The following is a 14,459-nucleotide window of genomic DNA, read 5'->3' as shown; positions in this document are numbered from 1 at the left end:
GGGCGGCTGCGCGCCACCGTCGCCGAGTTCGCCGAGCGCTACCCCGCGCGCGGCCGCTGCCCGGCCGACGACCAGCTGGACGCCCTGCGCTCCGGCACCCGACGCACTCTCCCGGAGGAGGCCTCATGACCGACGTCCGACCCCCCACCGCCCCGGGGCCGGGCGCCCCGGGCCCCGCCCCCGACCCCGCCCCCGACCCCGGGGCGGGCAGCGAGGCGCTGCGCGAGATCATCGCCACCGAGCTGCTGGCCGCCCGCGCCCGGACCGCCGCGCTGACCGACTGCGTCGAGGATGCCGACCTGACCGCCCAGCACTCGCCGCTGATGTCGCCGCTGGTCTGGGACCTCGCGCACATCGGCAACCAGGAGGAGCTCTGGCTGCTGCGCAACGTCGGCGGCCGCGACCCGATGCACCCCGAGATCGACCCGCTGTACGACGCGTTCCAGCACCCCCGGGCCGAGCGCCCGAGCCTGCCGCTGCTGCCGCCCGCCGAGGCCCGCGCCTACGCCCACGAGGTGCGCGGCCGGGTGCTGGACCTGCTGGCCGCCAGCCCGCTGGAGGGCGCGCCGCTGCTGGACGCCGGGTTCGCCTTCGGGATGATCGCCCAGCACGAACAGCAGCACGACGAAACGATGCTGATCACACATCAGCTCCGTCGGGGCGAGCCCGCGCTGGCCGCTCCCCCGCCGCCGCCCGCGCCCGCCGACGCGGCCACCCTGCCGGCCGAAGTCCTCGTCCCCGCGGGCCCGTTCACCATGGGCACGGACACCGAGCCGTGGGCGCTGGACAACGAGCGCCCGGCGCACACCGTGGAGCTGCCGGGCTACTTCCTGGACACCACCCCGGTCACCAACGCCGCCTACCAGCGCTTCATCGCCGACGGCGGCTACGACGAGCCGCGCTGGTGGACGCCGGAGGGCTGGGAGCACCGCCTGCGGGCCGGCCTGACCGCCCCGCTGTTCTGGCAGCGCCAGGACGGCCAGTGGCTGCGCCGCCGCTTCGGCGCGGTCGAGCCCGTACCGCCGAACGAGCCGGTGCTGCACGTCAGTTGGTACGAGGCGGACGCGTACGCCCGCTGGGCCGGGCGGCGGCTGCCGACCGAGGCCGAGTGGGAGAAGGCGGCCCGCCACGACCCGGCCACCGGCCGCTCGCGCCGCTACCCCTGGGGCGACGGCCCGCCCGGCCCCGAGCACGCCAACCTCGGCCAGCGGCATCTGCGCCCGGCCGCCGCCGGCAGCTACCCTGAGGGTCAGTCACCGTACGGCGTGCGGCAGTTGATGGGCGACGTGTGGGAGTGGACGGCCAGCGACTTCCACTCGTACCCGGGGTTCCGGGCCTGGCCGTACGAGGAGTACTCGGAGGTCTTCTTCGGGCCCGAGTACAAGGTGCTGCGCGGCGGCTGCTTCGCGGTGGCGCCGGTCGCCTGCCGGGGCACCTTCCGCAACTGGGACTACCCCGTCCGGCGGCAGATCTTCGCCGGCTTCCGCACCGCCCGCAGCCTGGACCACGACCCGGGGCGGGCCTGATGTGCCGCCATCTCGCCTACCTGGGCGGTCCGGTGGCGCCGCAGGAGCTGCTGGTGCACCCGCCGTACGCGCTGTACCGGCAGTCCTGGGCGCCGCGCACCCAGCAGTACGGGACGGTCAACGTGGACGGCTTCGGCCTGGGCTGGTACGCGGAGGGCGACGAGCTGCCCGCCCGGTACCGCCGGGCCGGGCCGATCTGGGCCGACCCGGCCTTCGCCGACCTCGCCCGGGTGATCCGCACCCGGGCGCTGGTGGCGGCCGTGCGCTCCGCGACCGAGGGCTGCGCGGCGGGTGAGGGCGCGGCCGCGCCGTTCGCCGCCGGGCGCTGGCTGTTCAGCCACAACGGCGCGGTGGCCGGCTGGCCCGGCAAGCTGGACACGCTGGCCGCCCTGCTGCCGCCCGCCGAGCTGCTGGAGCTGGAGGCCCGGAGCGACTCGGCCCTGCTGTGGGCGCTCACCCTGCACCGGCTGCGCCGGGGCGCGGACCTCGGCGAGGCGCTGGCCGGCACGGTGGCCGACGTCACCGCGCACACCACCGGGCGGCTCAACCTGCTGCTCACCGACGGCACCACGCTCGCCGCGACCACCTGGGGCGACACCCTGCACCACCGCGCGCTGCCCGGCCTCGGCACGGTGGTGGCCTCCGAGCCGTACGACGACGATCCGGGCTGGACGCCCGTCCCGGACGGCTCCCTGCTGCTGGCCGACGCCGGGGGCGTCTCGGTCCGGCCGCTCCCCCGCCACTACTGACCCTCCACTCTCCCTTCATCTTCTGAACAGAGGACCCACCCTGTCATGGACACATTTGATCTCGTCCGACTGCTGCCCGCCGACCACTTCAGCACCGCGCTGCACCACGACGTCCGGCACGGCCTGACCGCCGAGCCGAAATGGCTGCCGCCGAAGTGGTTCTACGACGCGCGGGGCAGCGAGCTGTTCGAGGAGATCACCCGGCTGCCCGAGTACTACCCGACCCGCGCCGAGCGGGCCATCCTCACCGCCCGGGCCGGCGCGATCGCCGCCGCCACCCGCGCCCGCACGCTGGTCGAGCTGGGCTCCGGCTCCTCCGAGAAGACCCGGCTGCTGCTGGACGCGCTGCGCTCGACCGGCGACCTGGAGACCTACGTCCCGGTGGACGTCAGCGAGAGCGCGCTGGTCGCGGCCGGCACCGCGCTCGCCGCCGAGTACCCGGGCCTGGCCGTGCACGGGGTGCTGGCCGACTTCACCGCCCGACTCGGCCTGCCCCCGGACGGCGGCCCCCGCCTGGTCGCCTTCCTCGGCGGCACTCTCGGCAACCTGCTCCCGCCGGAGCGCGCCGCCTTCCTGCACGGCCTGCGGGCCGCCCTCGACCCGGACGACTTCCTGCTGCTCGGCACCGACCTGGTCAAGGACCCGGCGGTGCTCGTCGCCGCCTACGACGACGGCGCCGGGGTGACGGCCGAGTTCAACCGCAACGTGCTCAACGTGCTCAACCGCGAGCTGGGCGCCGACTTCGACCCGGCCGCCTTCGAGCACGTCGCGCTCTGGGACCGGGAGCAGGAGTGGATCGAGATGCGGCTGCGCTCGCTGCGCTCGCAGACCGTGAAGATCCCGGCCCTGAACCTGCCGGTGCACTTCGAGCGGGGCGAGGAACTGCGCACCGAGGTGTCGGCCAAGTTCACCCGGGAGCGGGTGACCGGGGAACTGGCGGCGGCCGGACTGCGGCTGACCCACTGGTGGACCGACCCCGAGGGCCGGTTCGGACTCTCGCTGTCCGCCCCGGCGTAAAGGCCGGCCGGCCCCCACGGGCGACGACAGCGAGGAGGCTCAATTTGCTTGTTCACCTTACGAATTCTCAGAGCAAAATTTGAGCTTCCCCGCGTACAAGGCTTGAACGAATAGGGGTTACGATCTCGGCTACCGAGCTCAGCGTTGAGTACCAGGAGTCAAGATCGTGAGCGTCACCCAGAAGCCCTCCGGGGCGGCCGAGGCCACCGTGCCCGGCCGCCTCGGTTTCGTCGTCTTCATCACCGCGGCCGCGGCCCTCGGCGGTTTCCTGTTCGGCTACGACAGCTCCGTGATCAACGGCGCCGTCTCCGGCATCCAGGGGAAGTTCAGCGTCGGCAGCGGCGAGACCGGCCTGATCGTGTCCTCCGCGCTGCTGGGCTCCGCGGTCGGCGCCGCGCTGGCCGGGCGGTTCGCCGACCGCTACGGCCGCATCAAGGTCATGAAGGCGGGCGCGCTGCTGTTCGCGGTCAGCGCCGTCGGCTCGATGCTGCCGTTCTCCCCCTGGGACCTCGCCCTGTGGCGCGTCCTCGGCGGCGCGGCCATCGGCATCGCCTCGGTGATCGCCCCGACCTACATCGCCGAGGTCGCGCCGACCAAGTACCGGGGCCGGCTGGCCTCCTTCCAGCAGGCTGCGATCGTGCTCGGCATCGCGATATCCCAGCTGGTCAACTGGGTGCTGGCGGACGCCGCCGGCGGTGACACCCGCGGCCGGCTGCTCGGCCTGGAGGCCTGGCAGTGGATGCTCGGCATCTGCGTCGTCCCCGCCGCGGTCTACTTCGTGCTGTCCTCGATGATCCCCGAGTCCCCGCGCTACCTGATCCAGGCCGAGCGCCTGGACGACGCCCGCAAGGTGCTGGCCGCGATCGAGGGCGAGGGCGTGGACGCCGACGCCCGGATCGCCGAGATCCAGTCGCTGATCGCCTCCGACCACCGCCCGCGCTTCCGCGATCTGCTCGGCGGCCGCTTCGGCCTGCTCCCGATCATCTGGGTCGGCATCGGCCTGTCGGTCTTCCAGCAGCTGGTCGGCATCAACGTGATCTTCTACTACTCGTCGATCCTGTGGCAGTCGGTCGGCATCGACCAGAGCAACTCGCTGCTGATCAGCTTCATCGGCTCGGTCATCAACATCCTCGGCACCGTGATCGCGATCCTGCTGGTCGACCGGATCGGCCGCAAGCCGCTCGCCCTGATCGGCTCGGCCGGCATGGCCGTCACGCTGGCCGCGGCCGGCTGGGCGTTCTCCTCCGCGACCGGCTCCGGCGACAACGTCACGCTGCCCGACCTCCAGGGCACCGTCGCGCTGATCTCCGCCAACGCCTTCGTGCTGTTCTTCGCGATGTCCTGGGGCGTGGTCGTCTGGGTGATGCTCGGCGAGATGTTCCCGAACCGGATCCGCGCCGCCGCACTGTCCGTCGCCGCCTCCGCGCAGTGGATCGCCAACTGGGCGATCACCGTCTCGTTCCCGTCGCTGTCGCGCTGGAACCTCTCGGCGACCTACCTGGTGTACGCGGCCTTCGCGGCGCTGTCGCTGGTCTTCGTGGCGAAGTTCATGAAGGAGACCAAGGGCGTCCGGCTGGAGGACATGGGCTGATCAGCCCCGCACCCGCCGGTCCTACAGTCTGACCTTCGGCCCCCGCACCCTAGCGCGCTGAGCGCGGGTGCGGGGGCCGAATCGTTCACTCTCCACGGCGGGCCGGGCACCTCCGGTACTCCTGTGCGACAGGAGGGATGTGTCCTTGATCTTCAACCGGCTCCGCACCCGCAGAACCGCCGCCGCCCCGAGCGGCGGCTGTCCGTACGCCCACGCCCACATCGCGACGACCTTCGCCCCATCCGTCGCACCGGCCGTCGCACCGGCCGTCGCACCGGCCGTCGCACCACGTGCCGCCCCACCCGTCGGCCGTCCCGTCGCACCGCCCGCACCGTCGGGCCGGCAGCCGCAACTGCCGCCCGCGCCACCGTCGTTCACCGACCCCGAGCAGGCCGCCGGGTTCCTCCGGCAGTTCCACCGCGAGCAGCCCGCCGCCGGCGACCCGGAGCCCAGGCTGCGGGCCGTCCGGGAGGAGATCGACCGCACCGGCAGCTACCGGCACACCCCCGCCGAACTCGCCTACGGCGCCAGGCTCGCCTGGCGCAACGCCGCCCGCTGCATCGGCCGGCTCTACTGGCGCAGCCTGGTGGTCCGCGACCTGCGCCACCTGTCCTCCGCCGACGACATTGCCGCCGAGTGCTTCGAGCACCTGCGGCTGGCGGGCAACGGCGGCCGGATCCGCCCGATGGTCTCGGTGTTCGCCCCCGACCGCCCGGGCCGCCCGGCCGCGCGGATCCTCAACCAGCAGCTGGTCCGCTACGCCGGACACCGCGTCGACCGCCCGGAAGGCAGCACCGTGGTCGGCGACCCGGCGGGCGCCGCCCTCACCGCCCGGGCCCGCGACCTCGGCTGGAAGTGCGCCGAGGACCGCTTCGAGGCACTGCCGCTGCTGATCCAGGAACGGCCGGGCGAGCAGCCCCGCTGGTACGAACTGCCGGACGGCACCACCCTGGAGGTGCCGCTGAGCCACCCCGAGCACGCCTGGTTCGCCGACCTCGGGCTGCGCTGGTACGCGGTGCCCGCGATCAGCGACATGACCCTGGAGATCGGCGGCGTCCGCTACCCCACCGCGCCGTTCAACGGCTGGTACATGGGCACCGAGATCGGCGCCCGCAACCTCGCCGACGCCGACCGCTACGACATGCTGGGCACCGTCGCCGACCGGCTGGGCCTGGACACCTCCAGCGACCGCACGCTCTGGCGCGACCGCGCCCTGGTCGAGCTCAACCTGGCGGTGCTGCACTCCTTCCAGGAGGCCGGGGTGACGATCGCCGACCACCACACCGAGTCGGAACGCTTCCTCAAGCACGTCGCCCAGGAGAAGCGGCTCGGCCGCCCGACCCCGGCGGACTGGAGCTGGATCGTGCCCCCGGTCTCCGGCGGGCTGACGCCGGTCTACCACCGCTACTACGACCCGGTGGACCCGGAGCAGCGACCGGCCTTCCTGACCCGCGAACCCTGGTAGCGCCCGGGGGTCGGTACACCCGGCCCCCGGGCGCCAGGTGTACCGACCACGTGTACCGACCACGGAGGTCGGCGTTGTCGGACCACGGAGGTCGGCGGCGGCGGACCACGGAGGTCGGTGACGTGGTCCAGAAACCTAGGACCGCACGGCGAGGCGCTCGAAGCGCAGGGCGAGCCCGTCCAGCAGCGCCTCCAGGCCGGTCTCGAAGGCGCCCTCGTCGACCGTCCCCCGGTGCCCGGCGAGCCGGTGCGCCTCGCCGAGGTGCGGGTAGTCGGCCGCGTCGTAGACCTCGGCGTCCGCCGGGAAGCCGGCCGCGAAGGAGGCCAACGCGGAGCCGGTGACGAAGTAGCGCATCAGCGCGCCGATCCGGGTCGCCTGGCCGCGCGGCCACCCGGACTCGACCAGGTGCCCGAAGACGGCGTCGGCCAGGCGCAGCGCGTTGGGCCGGCGCCCCGGGCCCTGGGCGAGCACCGGGACGATGTTGGGGTGGGCGGCCAGGGCGGCGCGGTAGGAGCGCGCCCAGTCGCGCAGCGCCTGCGGCCAGGGGGTGTCCGGGGCGCTGAACATCGACAGGTCGACTTCCCCGATGACGCTGTCCACCACCGCGTCCAGGAGTTCGTCCTTGGTGGCGAAGTGGTTGTAGAGCGACGGCCCGCTGACCGAGAGCTCGGCGGCGAGGCGGCGGGTGGAGAGGACCTCCAGCCCCTCGCCGTCGATCAGCCGCAGCGCGGCGGCGACGATGCGCTCGCGGCTGAGCAGCGGGGTGCGCGGGCGGGCCATCGGGTCGCTACCTCCGGTCGGGTGGGGTGAGGACCGATTCTGACAGGTGCCCCTTCCCAGTACGGCGGGTCGGAGCTACAGTCCCCTCGTAAAACTTGCAGCGCTAGTTTAACGAGGTGGGCACCGTCGTGAACCTGGAGTTGTCTGAGGAGCAGGCCGCCGTCCGGGACCTCGCCGCCTCCTTCACCGACCGCGAGATCGCTCCGTACGCCGCCGAGTGGGACCGCGCCGAACAGGTGGACCGCGCGATCATCGGCAAGCTCGGGAAGGTCGGCTTCCTCGGCCTGACCATCCCCGAGGAGTACGGCGGCAGCGGCGGCGACCACCTCGCGTACTGCCTGGTGCTGGAGGAACTCGGCCGCGGCGACTCCGCCGTGCGCGGGATCGTCTCGGTCTCGCTCGGCCTGGTCGCCAAGTCGATCAACGGCTTCGGCACCGAGGAGCAGAAGCGGCACTGGCTGCCCCGGCTCACCTCCGGCGAGGCGCTCGCCTGCTTCGCGCTCACCGAACCCGGCACCGGCTCGGACGCCGCCAACCTCACCACCCGGGCCGTGCGCGACGGCGACGGCTGGCTGATCAGCGGCGCCAAGACCTTCATCACCAACGGCACCTGGGCCGACGTCGCCCTGGTCTTCGCCCGCACCGGCGGCGACCGGCCCGAACACCAGGGCCACCGGGGCATCACCGCCTTCCTCGTCCCCACCGACCTGCCCGGCTTCGGCCGCACCGAGATCCACGGCAAGCTCGGCCTGCGCGGCCAGGCCACCGCCGAACTCGCCCTGGACGGCGTCCGGGTGCCCGACAGTGCCCGGCTCGGCGAGCTCGGCAAGGGCTTCACGGTGGCGATGGCGGCCCTGGCCAAGGGGCGGATGTCGGTCGCGGCCGGCTGCGTCGGCATCGCCCGGGCCTGTCTGGAGGCCGCCGTCCGCTACGCGGGCGAACGCGAGCAGTTCGGCAAGCCGATCGCCTCGCACCAGCTCGTCCAGGAACTGCTGGCCGGCATCGCGGTGGACGTCGAGGCGGCCCGGCTGCTCACCTGGAAGGTCGCCGACCACATCGAACGCGGCCTCCCGTTCGCCACCGAGTCCTCCGTCGCCAAGCTCTACGCGAGCGAGGCCGCCGTCCGGGCCGCCAACAACGCGCTCCAGGTCTTCGGCGGCTACGGCTTCATCGACGAGTACCCCGTCGGCAAGTACCTGCGCGACGCCCGGGTGATGACCCTCTACGAGGGCACCAGCCAGATCCACCAACTGCTCATCGGGCGTGCCCTGACCGGCGTCAACGCCTTCTGACCCGCCACCCTCCCGAACATCCGATAAGGAGCACGACGTGCGCCCTGTCTACTTCGCCGCAGCCCGCCGCACACCCATCGGCCGACTGCGCGGAGCGCTCGCCACGGTCCGCCCGGACGACCTCTCGGCCACCGTGCTGCGCGCCCTGCTCGCCGACGTACCCGCCCTCGACCCGGCCCGGATCGACGACGTCTACTGGGGCGCCGCCAACCAGGCCGGCGAGGACAACCGCAACGCCGCCCGGATGGCCGTCCTGCTGGCCGGCCTCCCCGAGACCGTCCCCGGCGCCACCGTCAACCGGCTCTGCGCCTCCGGCCTGGAGGCCGTCACCCTCGCCGCCCGGGCCATCGGCTCCGGGGAGGCCGAGGTGGTGCTGGCCGGCGGCTGCGAGTCGATGACCCGCGCGCCCTTCGTCCTGCCTCGCCCCGACGAGGCGCTGCCGCACCGCATCGAGACCCACGACACCCGGCTCGGCTGGCGGCTCACCAACCCCCGGATGGCCGAACTCCACGGCGTGCTCAGCATGGGCGAGACCGCCGAGGAGGTGGCGAGCCGGTACGGCATCGGGCGCGAGCGCCAGGACGCCTTCGCGCTGCGCAGCCACCAGCGGGCCGCCACCGCCCGCAAGGACGGGCACTTCGACGCCGAACTGGTCCCGGTGGAGCGGCCGGACGGGGTGACGGTGAGCCAGGACGAGGGCATCCGCGAGGACACCAGCCTGGAGAAGCTCGCCCGGCTCAAGCCGGCCTTCCGTCCGGGCGGCACCGTCACGGCCGGGAACGCCTCGCCGATGAACGACGGCGCGGCCGGACTCGTCCTGGTCAGTGAGGAGGCCCTGCGCGACCTCGGGCTCCAGCCGCTCGGCCGGTACGTGGCCGGGGCCTCGGCCGGGGTGCACCCGGACGTCATGGGCATCGGTCCGGTGCCGGCCACCGCCAAGGTGCTCGGCCGGGCCGGCTGGAACCTCGCCGACCTGGACACCGCCGAGCTGAACGAGGCCTTCGCCGCCCAGGCGCTGGCCTCCGCCGACGGCATCGGGTTCAGCCCGGAGCGGGCGGACGAGCTGGTCAACCCCAGCGGCGGGGCGATCGCCCTCGGCCACCCGCTGGGCGGCTCGGGCGCCCGCATCCTCACCACCCTGCTGCACCGCATGCGCCGCACCGGCGCCCGGCGCGGCCTGGCCACGATGTGCGTGGGCGTGGGGCAGGGTACGGCCGTGCTGGTCGAGAACGGCTGACCGCCGAGCTGCTGACGGCCAGAACGGCTGACGCCGAGAACAGCTGACGTCCAGAACTGCTGACGTCCAGAACTGCTGACGTCCAGCGCTGCTGACGTCCAGAACTGCTGACGTCCAGAACGGCCGGCCTCCGGAACGGTTGAGGCCGAGAACGTCCGAGGGAGTTTCCAGATGAGCGGAGGAACCGACATGGCGCGATTCACGGGCAGGGTCGCCGTGGTGACCGGCGCGGCACAGGGCATCGGCGCGGCCACCGCCCGCCGACTGGCGGAGGAGGGCGCCACGGTCGCAGTGGTCGACCTGACCGCCGAACGGGCGGCCGGGACGGTCGCCGAGATCACCGCCAAGGGCGGCACCGCCCGGGCCTACGGCTGCGACGTGGCCGACTACGACGCCGTCGAGGAGGTGTTCGCCCGGATCGCGGAGGAACTCGGCGGGCTGCACGTCCTGGTGAACAACGCCGGGATCACCCGGGACAACCTGTTCTTCAAGATGTCCAAGGCCGACTGGGACACCGTCCTGACCGTCAACCTGACCAGCGCGTACAACTGCAGCCACGTGGCCCAGAAGTACATGGTGGCGCAGAAGTACGGGAAGATCGTCTCGCTCAGTTCCCGCTCCGCGCTCGGCAACCGGGGCCAGGCCAACTACGCGGCCGCCAAGGCCGGCATCCAGGGGCTCACCGCGACCCTGGCGATCGAGCTCGGGCCGTTCAACATCAACGTCAACGCCGTCGCCCCCGGCTACATCGCCACCGCGATGACGGCGGCCACCGCCGAGCGGGTCGGCGCCACGGCCGAGGACCACCAGGCGGAGGTGTCCGCCCGCACGCCGCTGCGCCGGGTCGGGCAGCCGGAGGAGGTCGCCTCGGTGGTGGCCTTCCTGGCGAGCGAGGAGGCCTCGTACGTCAGCGGGCAGACCCTCTACGTCAACGGCGGGGCTCGATAGCCACCCCCAGGGGTGAAACCGGTGGCCGCCAGTTGAATTGAGTGGGCACTGGGTAGATACGGTTAATATTCATTGAATATTACTGACGTGTCATCAGATGGCCGTCCCAGGTGCGCGGTTACTTTTCCCTGGGACGGCCTTTACCTTTTCGCGTGGCCGATCATGACCATGTGCCTGGTCAGACGACCCCACCAAATGACTATGGCATGATCATGCGGCAGTCGATGGGATGTCCGAAACCGACTCGACCACCCCAGGTCGGGCCCTCTGCGTCCCAAGGAGTCCCATGGGCAGCCCCGCCACCCTCCGCCGTGCCCTGGCTCTGCTCGCCGTGGGGGCCACCGCCCTCACCGCCGGCACCGTCGCCGTTCCGGCCGTCGGCGCCGCGACCGCCGCCCCCGCGCACGACTACTCGGGCGTCCACGTCCGCCCGGCCTCCTTCGGCCACCACCTCGCCACCACCCGCCCGGCGCCGCTGAGCACCACCCAGTGCGTCAGCCAGATCGGCATTCACTGCTACTCCCCGCTGCAGTACCAGGCCGCGTACAACCTGGCCCCGCTGTACAAGGAGGGCATCACCGGCAAGGGCCGCACGATCGTCATCGTCGACTCCTTCGGCTCGCCGACCATCCAGCACGACCTCGAGGTCTTCGACAAGCAGTGGGGTCTGAAGGACACCCAGGTCGAGGTCAAGAAGTGGGGCAACGTCCCGGTCTTCGACCCGAAGAACCCCGACCACACCGGCTGGGCCGGCGAGACCACCCTGGACGTCGAGTACGCCCACGCGATCGCCCCCGACGCCCACATCATCCTGGTCGAGACCGGCGTGGCCGAGACCGAGGGCACCACCGGCCTGCCCGAGATGATGGACGCCGAGAAGGACCTCATCAAGAAGGGCGTCGGCGACGTCATCTCGCAGAGCTTCGGCGCCACCGAGAACACCTTCCCGGGCTACGACAAGGGCGACTTCAAGTCGCTGACCGACCTGCGCTACGCCTTCAAGGCCGCCGCCGACCGCGACGTCACCGTGCTCGCCGCCTCCGGCGACAACGGCGCGACCGACTCGCAGACCAACGGCACCGACCTGTACCCGTTCAAGGTCAACTCCTGGCCGTCCTCGGACCCGCTGGTCACCTCCATCGGCGGCACCCAGCTGACCCTGGACGACAACGGCAAGCGCACCGCGGCCGACAAGGTGTGGCACGACAAGTCCGGCGCCGGCGGCGGCGGCGTGTCCGGCATCTTCCAGCGCCCGTGGTACCAGACCGGCGTCGCGAACGTCACCGGCAACCACCGCGGCACCCCGGACATCAGCATGAGCGCGGCCGTCGACGGCGCCGCCTGGACCTACGAGTCCTACGACCCGACCGCGGTCGGCTGGCACCTCACCGGCGGCACCAGCGAGGCCACCCCGCTGTTCTCGGGCGTCGTCGCGCTCGCCGACCAGCTCGCCGGCCACCGCCTCGGCCAGCTCAACCCGAGCCTGTACGGCCTGAGCCTGCTCCCGAACAGCTGGAGCGGCATCGTGGACGTCAAGGACGGCGACAACGGCTGGGGCGGCGTCACCGGCTACAACGCCGCCTCGGGCTACGACCTCGCGAGCGGCCTGGGCACCATCGACGGCGCCAAGTTCGTCCACGCGATCGCGGGCGACGTGCTGGGCGACGACAACAGCCAGGGCGACGAGCAGTAAGCAGCTGGTCGTGCGTGCGTGAGAGCTGACAAGTAACAGCTGACAAGTAACAGCGAACGGATAACAGATTTCAACATCTGTTATCCGTTCGCTGTTTTCTGTTTGCCGTTCTCTGCTCTCCGTCAGCTGCCGGGAGCCGGGAGCCGGGAGCCGGGAGCCGGGAGCCGGGAGCCGGGAGCCGGGAGCCGGGAGCCGGGAGCCGGGAGCCGGGAGCCGGGAGCCGGGAGCCGGGAGCCGGGAGCCGCCCGGCTCAGGCTCGGTCGGCGCCCGCCGGGGTGGCCGCCAGTTGCGCGAGGTAGCGCTCGGCGGCCCGGAGCTTGCGGTTGTCCCGGCCCGGGAGGAAGGCGCGCAGTTCGATGATCTCCGGGGCGATGCGGATCGCCTCCGCCCGGTCGGCGATCGAACGCCAGCAGGCCTCGGCGTTGGTGGCCGCCCGCTGGGCCTCCGGGTCCTCCGCCCCCTGCGAGCGCAGCAGCGTCAGGGCCACCTCGCGGTAGATGCTGGCCGCCTCGGCGGTACGGCCCGCCAGCCGGCAGACGTGGGCGCGCACCTGGCGCACCTGGAGGACCGGCTCGGAGACCGCTCCGTGCTCGGCGATCGCCTCCAGTTCGAGGGCGAAGGCGAGGTCGGTGGCGGCGGCGTGGTCCCCGGCGTCGGCACTGCGGACGATCCGTCCGATGACCTCGCGGTAGTCCTCGCGCGGCGCGTTGGCGGCCGGGGCGCCGGCCTGCGGGCCGTCGGCGGTCGCCTCGGCCTGCACGGGCGGAGCAGGCGGAGCGGGCGGCACCTCGGACGGGACCTCGTCGGCCGGTACCTCGTCCCGGGGTACCTCGTCCTCGGGCACCTCCGCGACGGGCACCTCCGCGACGGGCACCTCCGCGACGGGCACCTCGTCGGCCGGCACCTCGCCCTCGGGCACCTCGCCCTGCGGCTCGTCGGCCGTCGGCAGGGCCTCGGCCGGGACGGCGTCCCGGGGCTCCTCGGCGGGCTCCCCCGCCACCACAGCCGGGTCAGCCACCTCAGCGGCATCGGCCACATCCTCGGCGACCACCGCCGACGGCCCCCCGGCCGCCTCCGGAACGGTGTCCGCGGGCTCCGGCCGGGCCTTGCGCAGGGTGACGCCCGCCGAGGACGCGGCCTCCGCCATGGCCGGCGCCACGGCGTCGGCGGCGGCCTTGTGCAGGCTGACGTTCGACGGCTCCTCGGCGGGCTGCTCGCCCGCCTTCCGCAGGCTGACCGGGCGGGCCGGTCGCGGCGGTGTGGGCGGCACGCCGGGCTTGACCAGGTTCACCGGTCCACCCACGGGCGTAGAGGGGACCAGGGCCTCGGCCGCCGGGGCCCGCTCGGCCACGGCGTCCCAGGACTCCGCCTGACGCGGCAGCGGCAGCGACAGCGGCGCCGCCAGGGACAGCGCCGGCTCGGCCACCGCGTCCACGACCGACGGCGCGTCCAAGAGGGACAGCGCCTCCGGCAGCGGCAGCACAGCGTCCGCGACCAGGGCCTCGCCACGGCGGGCGGTGTTGCGGAAGACCGGGCGGTCCGGGGCGTGGGTGGCCAGGATGACCACGTCCGGCCGCAGCACCGAGTACACCTGCTGGCGCAGCTGCTCGGGGGCGAGCACCTCGCCCGCCCCCGGGCGTCCGCCGTGCAGTGCCTCGATCAGGGCGCGGGTGAAGGTGCCGATCTGCTCCGGATCGGGACTGACGACGGCCCACAGCGGGATGCCCTCGCTGAGCGGCGAGACGGTGCCCTGGAGGTACGGCCAGGCGTTCTGGTCGGCGCTCAGGTCGGCGATGACCAGGGTCTGCCACTCGGCCGGACGGTGGCTCAGTTCGGCGGCGACGGCCTGCCAGGGCAGGCCGTCCTGCTTGGAATCGCGCAGGGTGAGCTGCAGCTGCCCGCCGCGCTTGTCGGCGACGACGTGCCCGCCCAGGTGGACCAGCAGCGGCCCGGGGTGCCGGGAGGCGGCGCGCAGGTGGGCGAGGACGGTGTGCGGGTCGCTGGCGCCGGGGAGGTGGACGGCGTCCACCGCGTCCGCGGCGAGCAGCACCTGTGGCGAGACGGCGGCGAGCATCGCCGACAGCACCGGCGCCTGGGTGGGGCCGCCCCGGCCCCAGGTGCGGCGGCCGGAGGTGCCGTAGCCGCCCTCGATCACCAGGAT

10 protein-coding genes and 1 pseudogene are annotated in these 14,459 nt (G+C 73.2%); 9 read left to right on the top strand and 2 right to left on the bottom strand.

Translation table 11 applies throughout. The annotated features are described in order from the left end of the window. The first annotated feature begins 125 nt into the window (after positions 1–125). The 5 genes from egtB (at position 126) to BG452_RS16820 (ending at position 6,348) form a co-directional block, all read left to right on the top strand. Positions 126–1,526, top strand: a complete 1,401-nt coding sequence (gene egtB / locus BG452_RS16840; protein ID WP_188305116.1) for an ergothioneine biosynthesis protein EgtB — start codon at positions 126–128, stop codon at positions 1,524–1,526. Next, positions 1,526–2,275, top strand: coding sequence for an ergothioneine biosynthesis protein EgtC (gene egtC, locus BG452_RS16835; RefSeq protein ID WP_188305115.1), 750 nt, complete (start codon positions 1,526–1,528; stop codon positions 2,273–2,275). The genes egtB and egtC overlap by 1 nt, the downstream gene beginning before the upstream one ends. A gap of 45 nt (positions 2,276–2,320) precedes the next feature. Continuing rightward, positions 2,321–3,292, top strand: coding sequence for an L-histidine N(alpha)-methyltransferase (gene egtD / locus BG452_RS16830; RefSeq protein ID WP_188305114.1), 972 nt, complete (start codon positions 2,321–2,323; stop codon positions 3,290–3,292). A 166-nt stretch (positions 3,293–3,458) separates the two neighbouring features. Further along, on the top strand, positions 3,459–4,883 hold the full coding sequence (locus BG452_RS16825) for a sugar porter family MFS transporter (protein WP_317621088.1): 1,425 nt from the start codon (positions 3,459–3,461) through the stop codon (positions 4,881–4,883). Between the two features lie 352 nt (positions 4,884–5,235). After that, positions 5,236–6,348, top strand: coding sequence for a nitric oxide synthase oxygenase (locus tag BG452_RS16820; RefSeq protein WP_223242322.1), 1,113 nt, complete (start codon positions 5,236–5,238; stop codon positions 6,346–6,348). 135 nt (positions 6,349–6,483) lie between these two features. Here BG452_RS16820 and BG452_RS16815 read toward each other — a convergent pair whose 3' ends face one another. Continuing rightward, on the bottom strand, positions 6,484–7,128 hold the full coding sequence (locus BG452_RS16815; RefSeq protein ID WP_188305113.1) for a TetR/AcrR family transcriptional regulator: 645 nt from the start codon (positions 7,126–7,128) through the stop codon (positions 6,484–6,486). Positions 7,129–7,256: 128 nt separating this feature from the next. On the opposite strand from BG452_RS16815, the gene BG452_RS16810 reads away from it, so the two are divergent. From BG452_RS16810 to BG452_RS16795, 4 genes are all read left to right on the top strand, one after another. Next, positions 7,257–8,420 carry an acyl-CoA dehydrogenase family protein gene (locus BG452_RS16810; protein WP_188305117.1) on the top strand — a complete coding sequence of 388 codons (1,164 nt, stop codon included), beginning with the start codon at positions 7,257–7,259 and terminating at the stop codon, positions 8,418–8,420. 37 nt (positions 8,421–8,457) lie between these two features. Further along, the gene (locus tag BG452_RS16805; protein ID WP_188305112.1) at positions 8,458–9,657 is read left to right on the top strand and encodes a thiolase family protein; all 1,200 of its coding nucleotides are present in this window, start codon (positions 8,458–8,460) and stop codon (positions 9,655–9,657) included. A gap of 189 nt (positions 9,658–9,846) precedes the next feature. Then, complete coding sequence (gene fabG / locus BG452_RS16800) at positions 9,847–10,605, top strand: 3-oxoacyl-ACP reductase FabG (protein ID WP_188305111.1); 759 nt, start codon at positions 9,847–9,849, stop codon at positions 10,603–10,605. Between the two features lie 286 nt (positions 10,606–10,891). After that, complete coding sequence (locus tag BG452_RS16795) at positions 10,892–12,298, top strand: S8 family serine peptidase (protein WP_188305110.1); 1,407 nt, start codon at positions 10,892–10,894, stop codon at positions 12,296–12,298. 250 nt (positions 12,299–12,548) lie between these two features. Here the strand turns inward: BG452_RS16795 and BG452_RS16790 are convergent. Further along, positions 12,549–14,459, bottom strand: a pseudogene (locus tag BG452_RS16790) (hypothetical protein); the annotation flags it as partial.

This window comes from Streptomyces sp. CBMA123 (assembly GCF_014596465.1).
Lineage (GTDB): Bacteria > Actinomycetota > Actinomycetes > Streptomycetales > Streptomycetaceae > Kitasatospora.
This window is presented reverse-complemented; position numbering and strand designations above follow the sequence as displayed.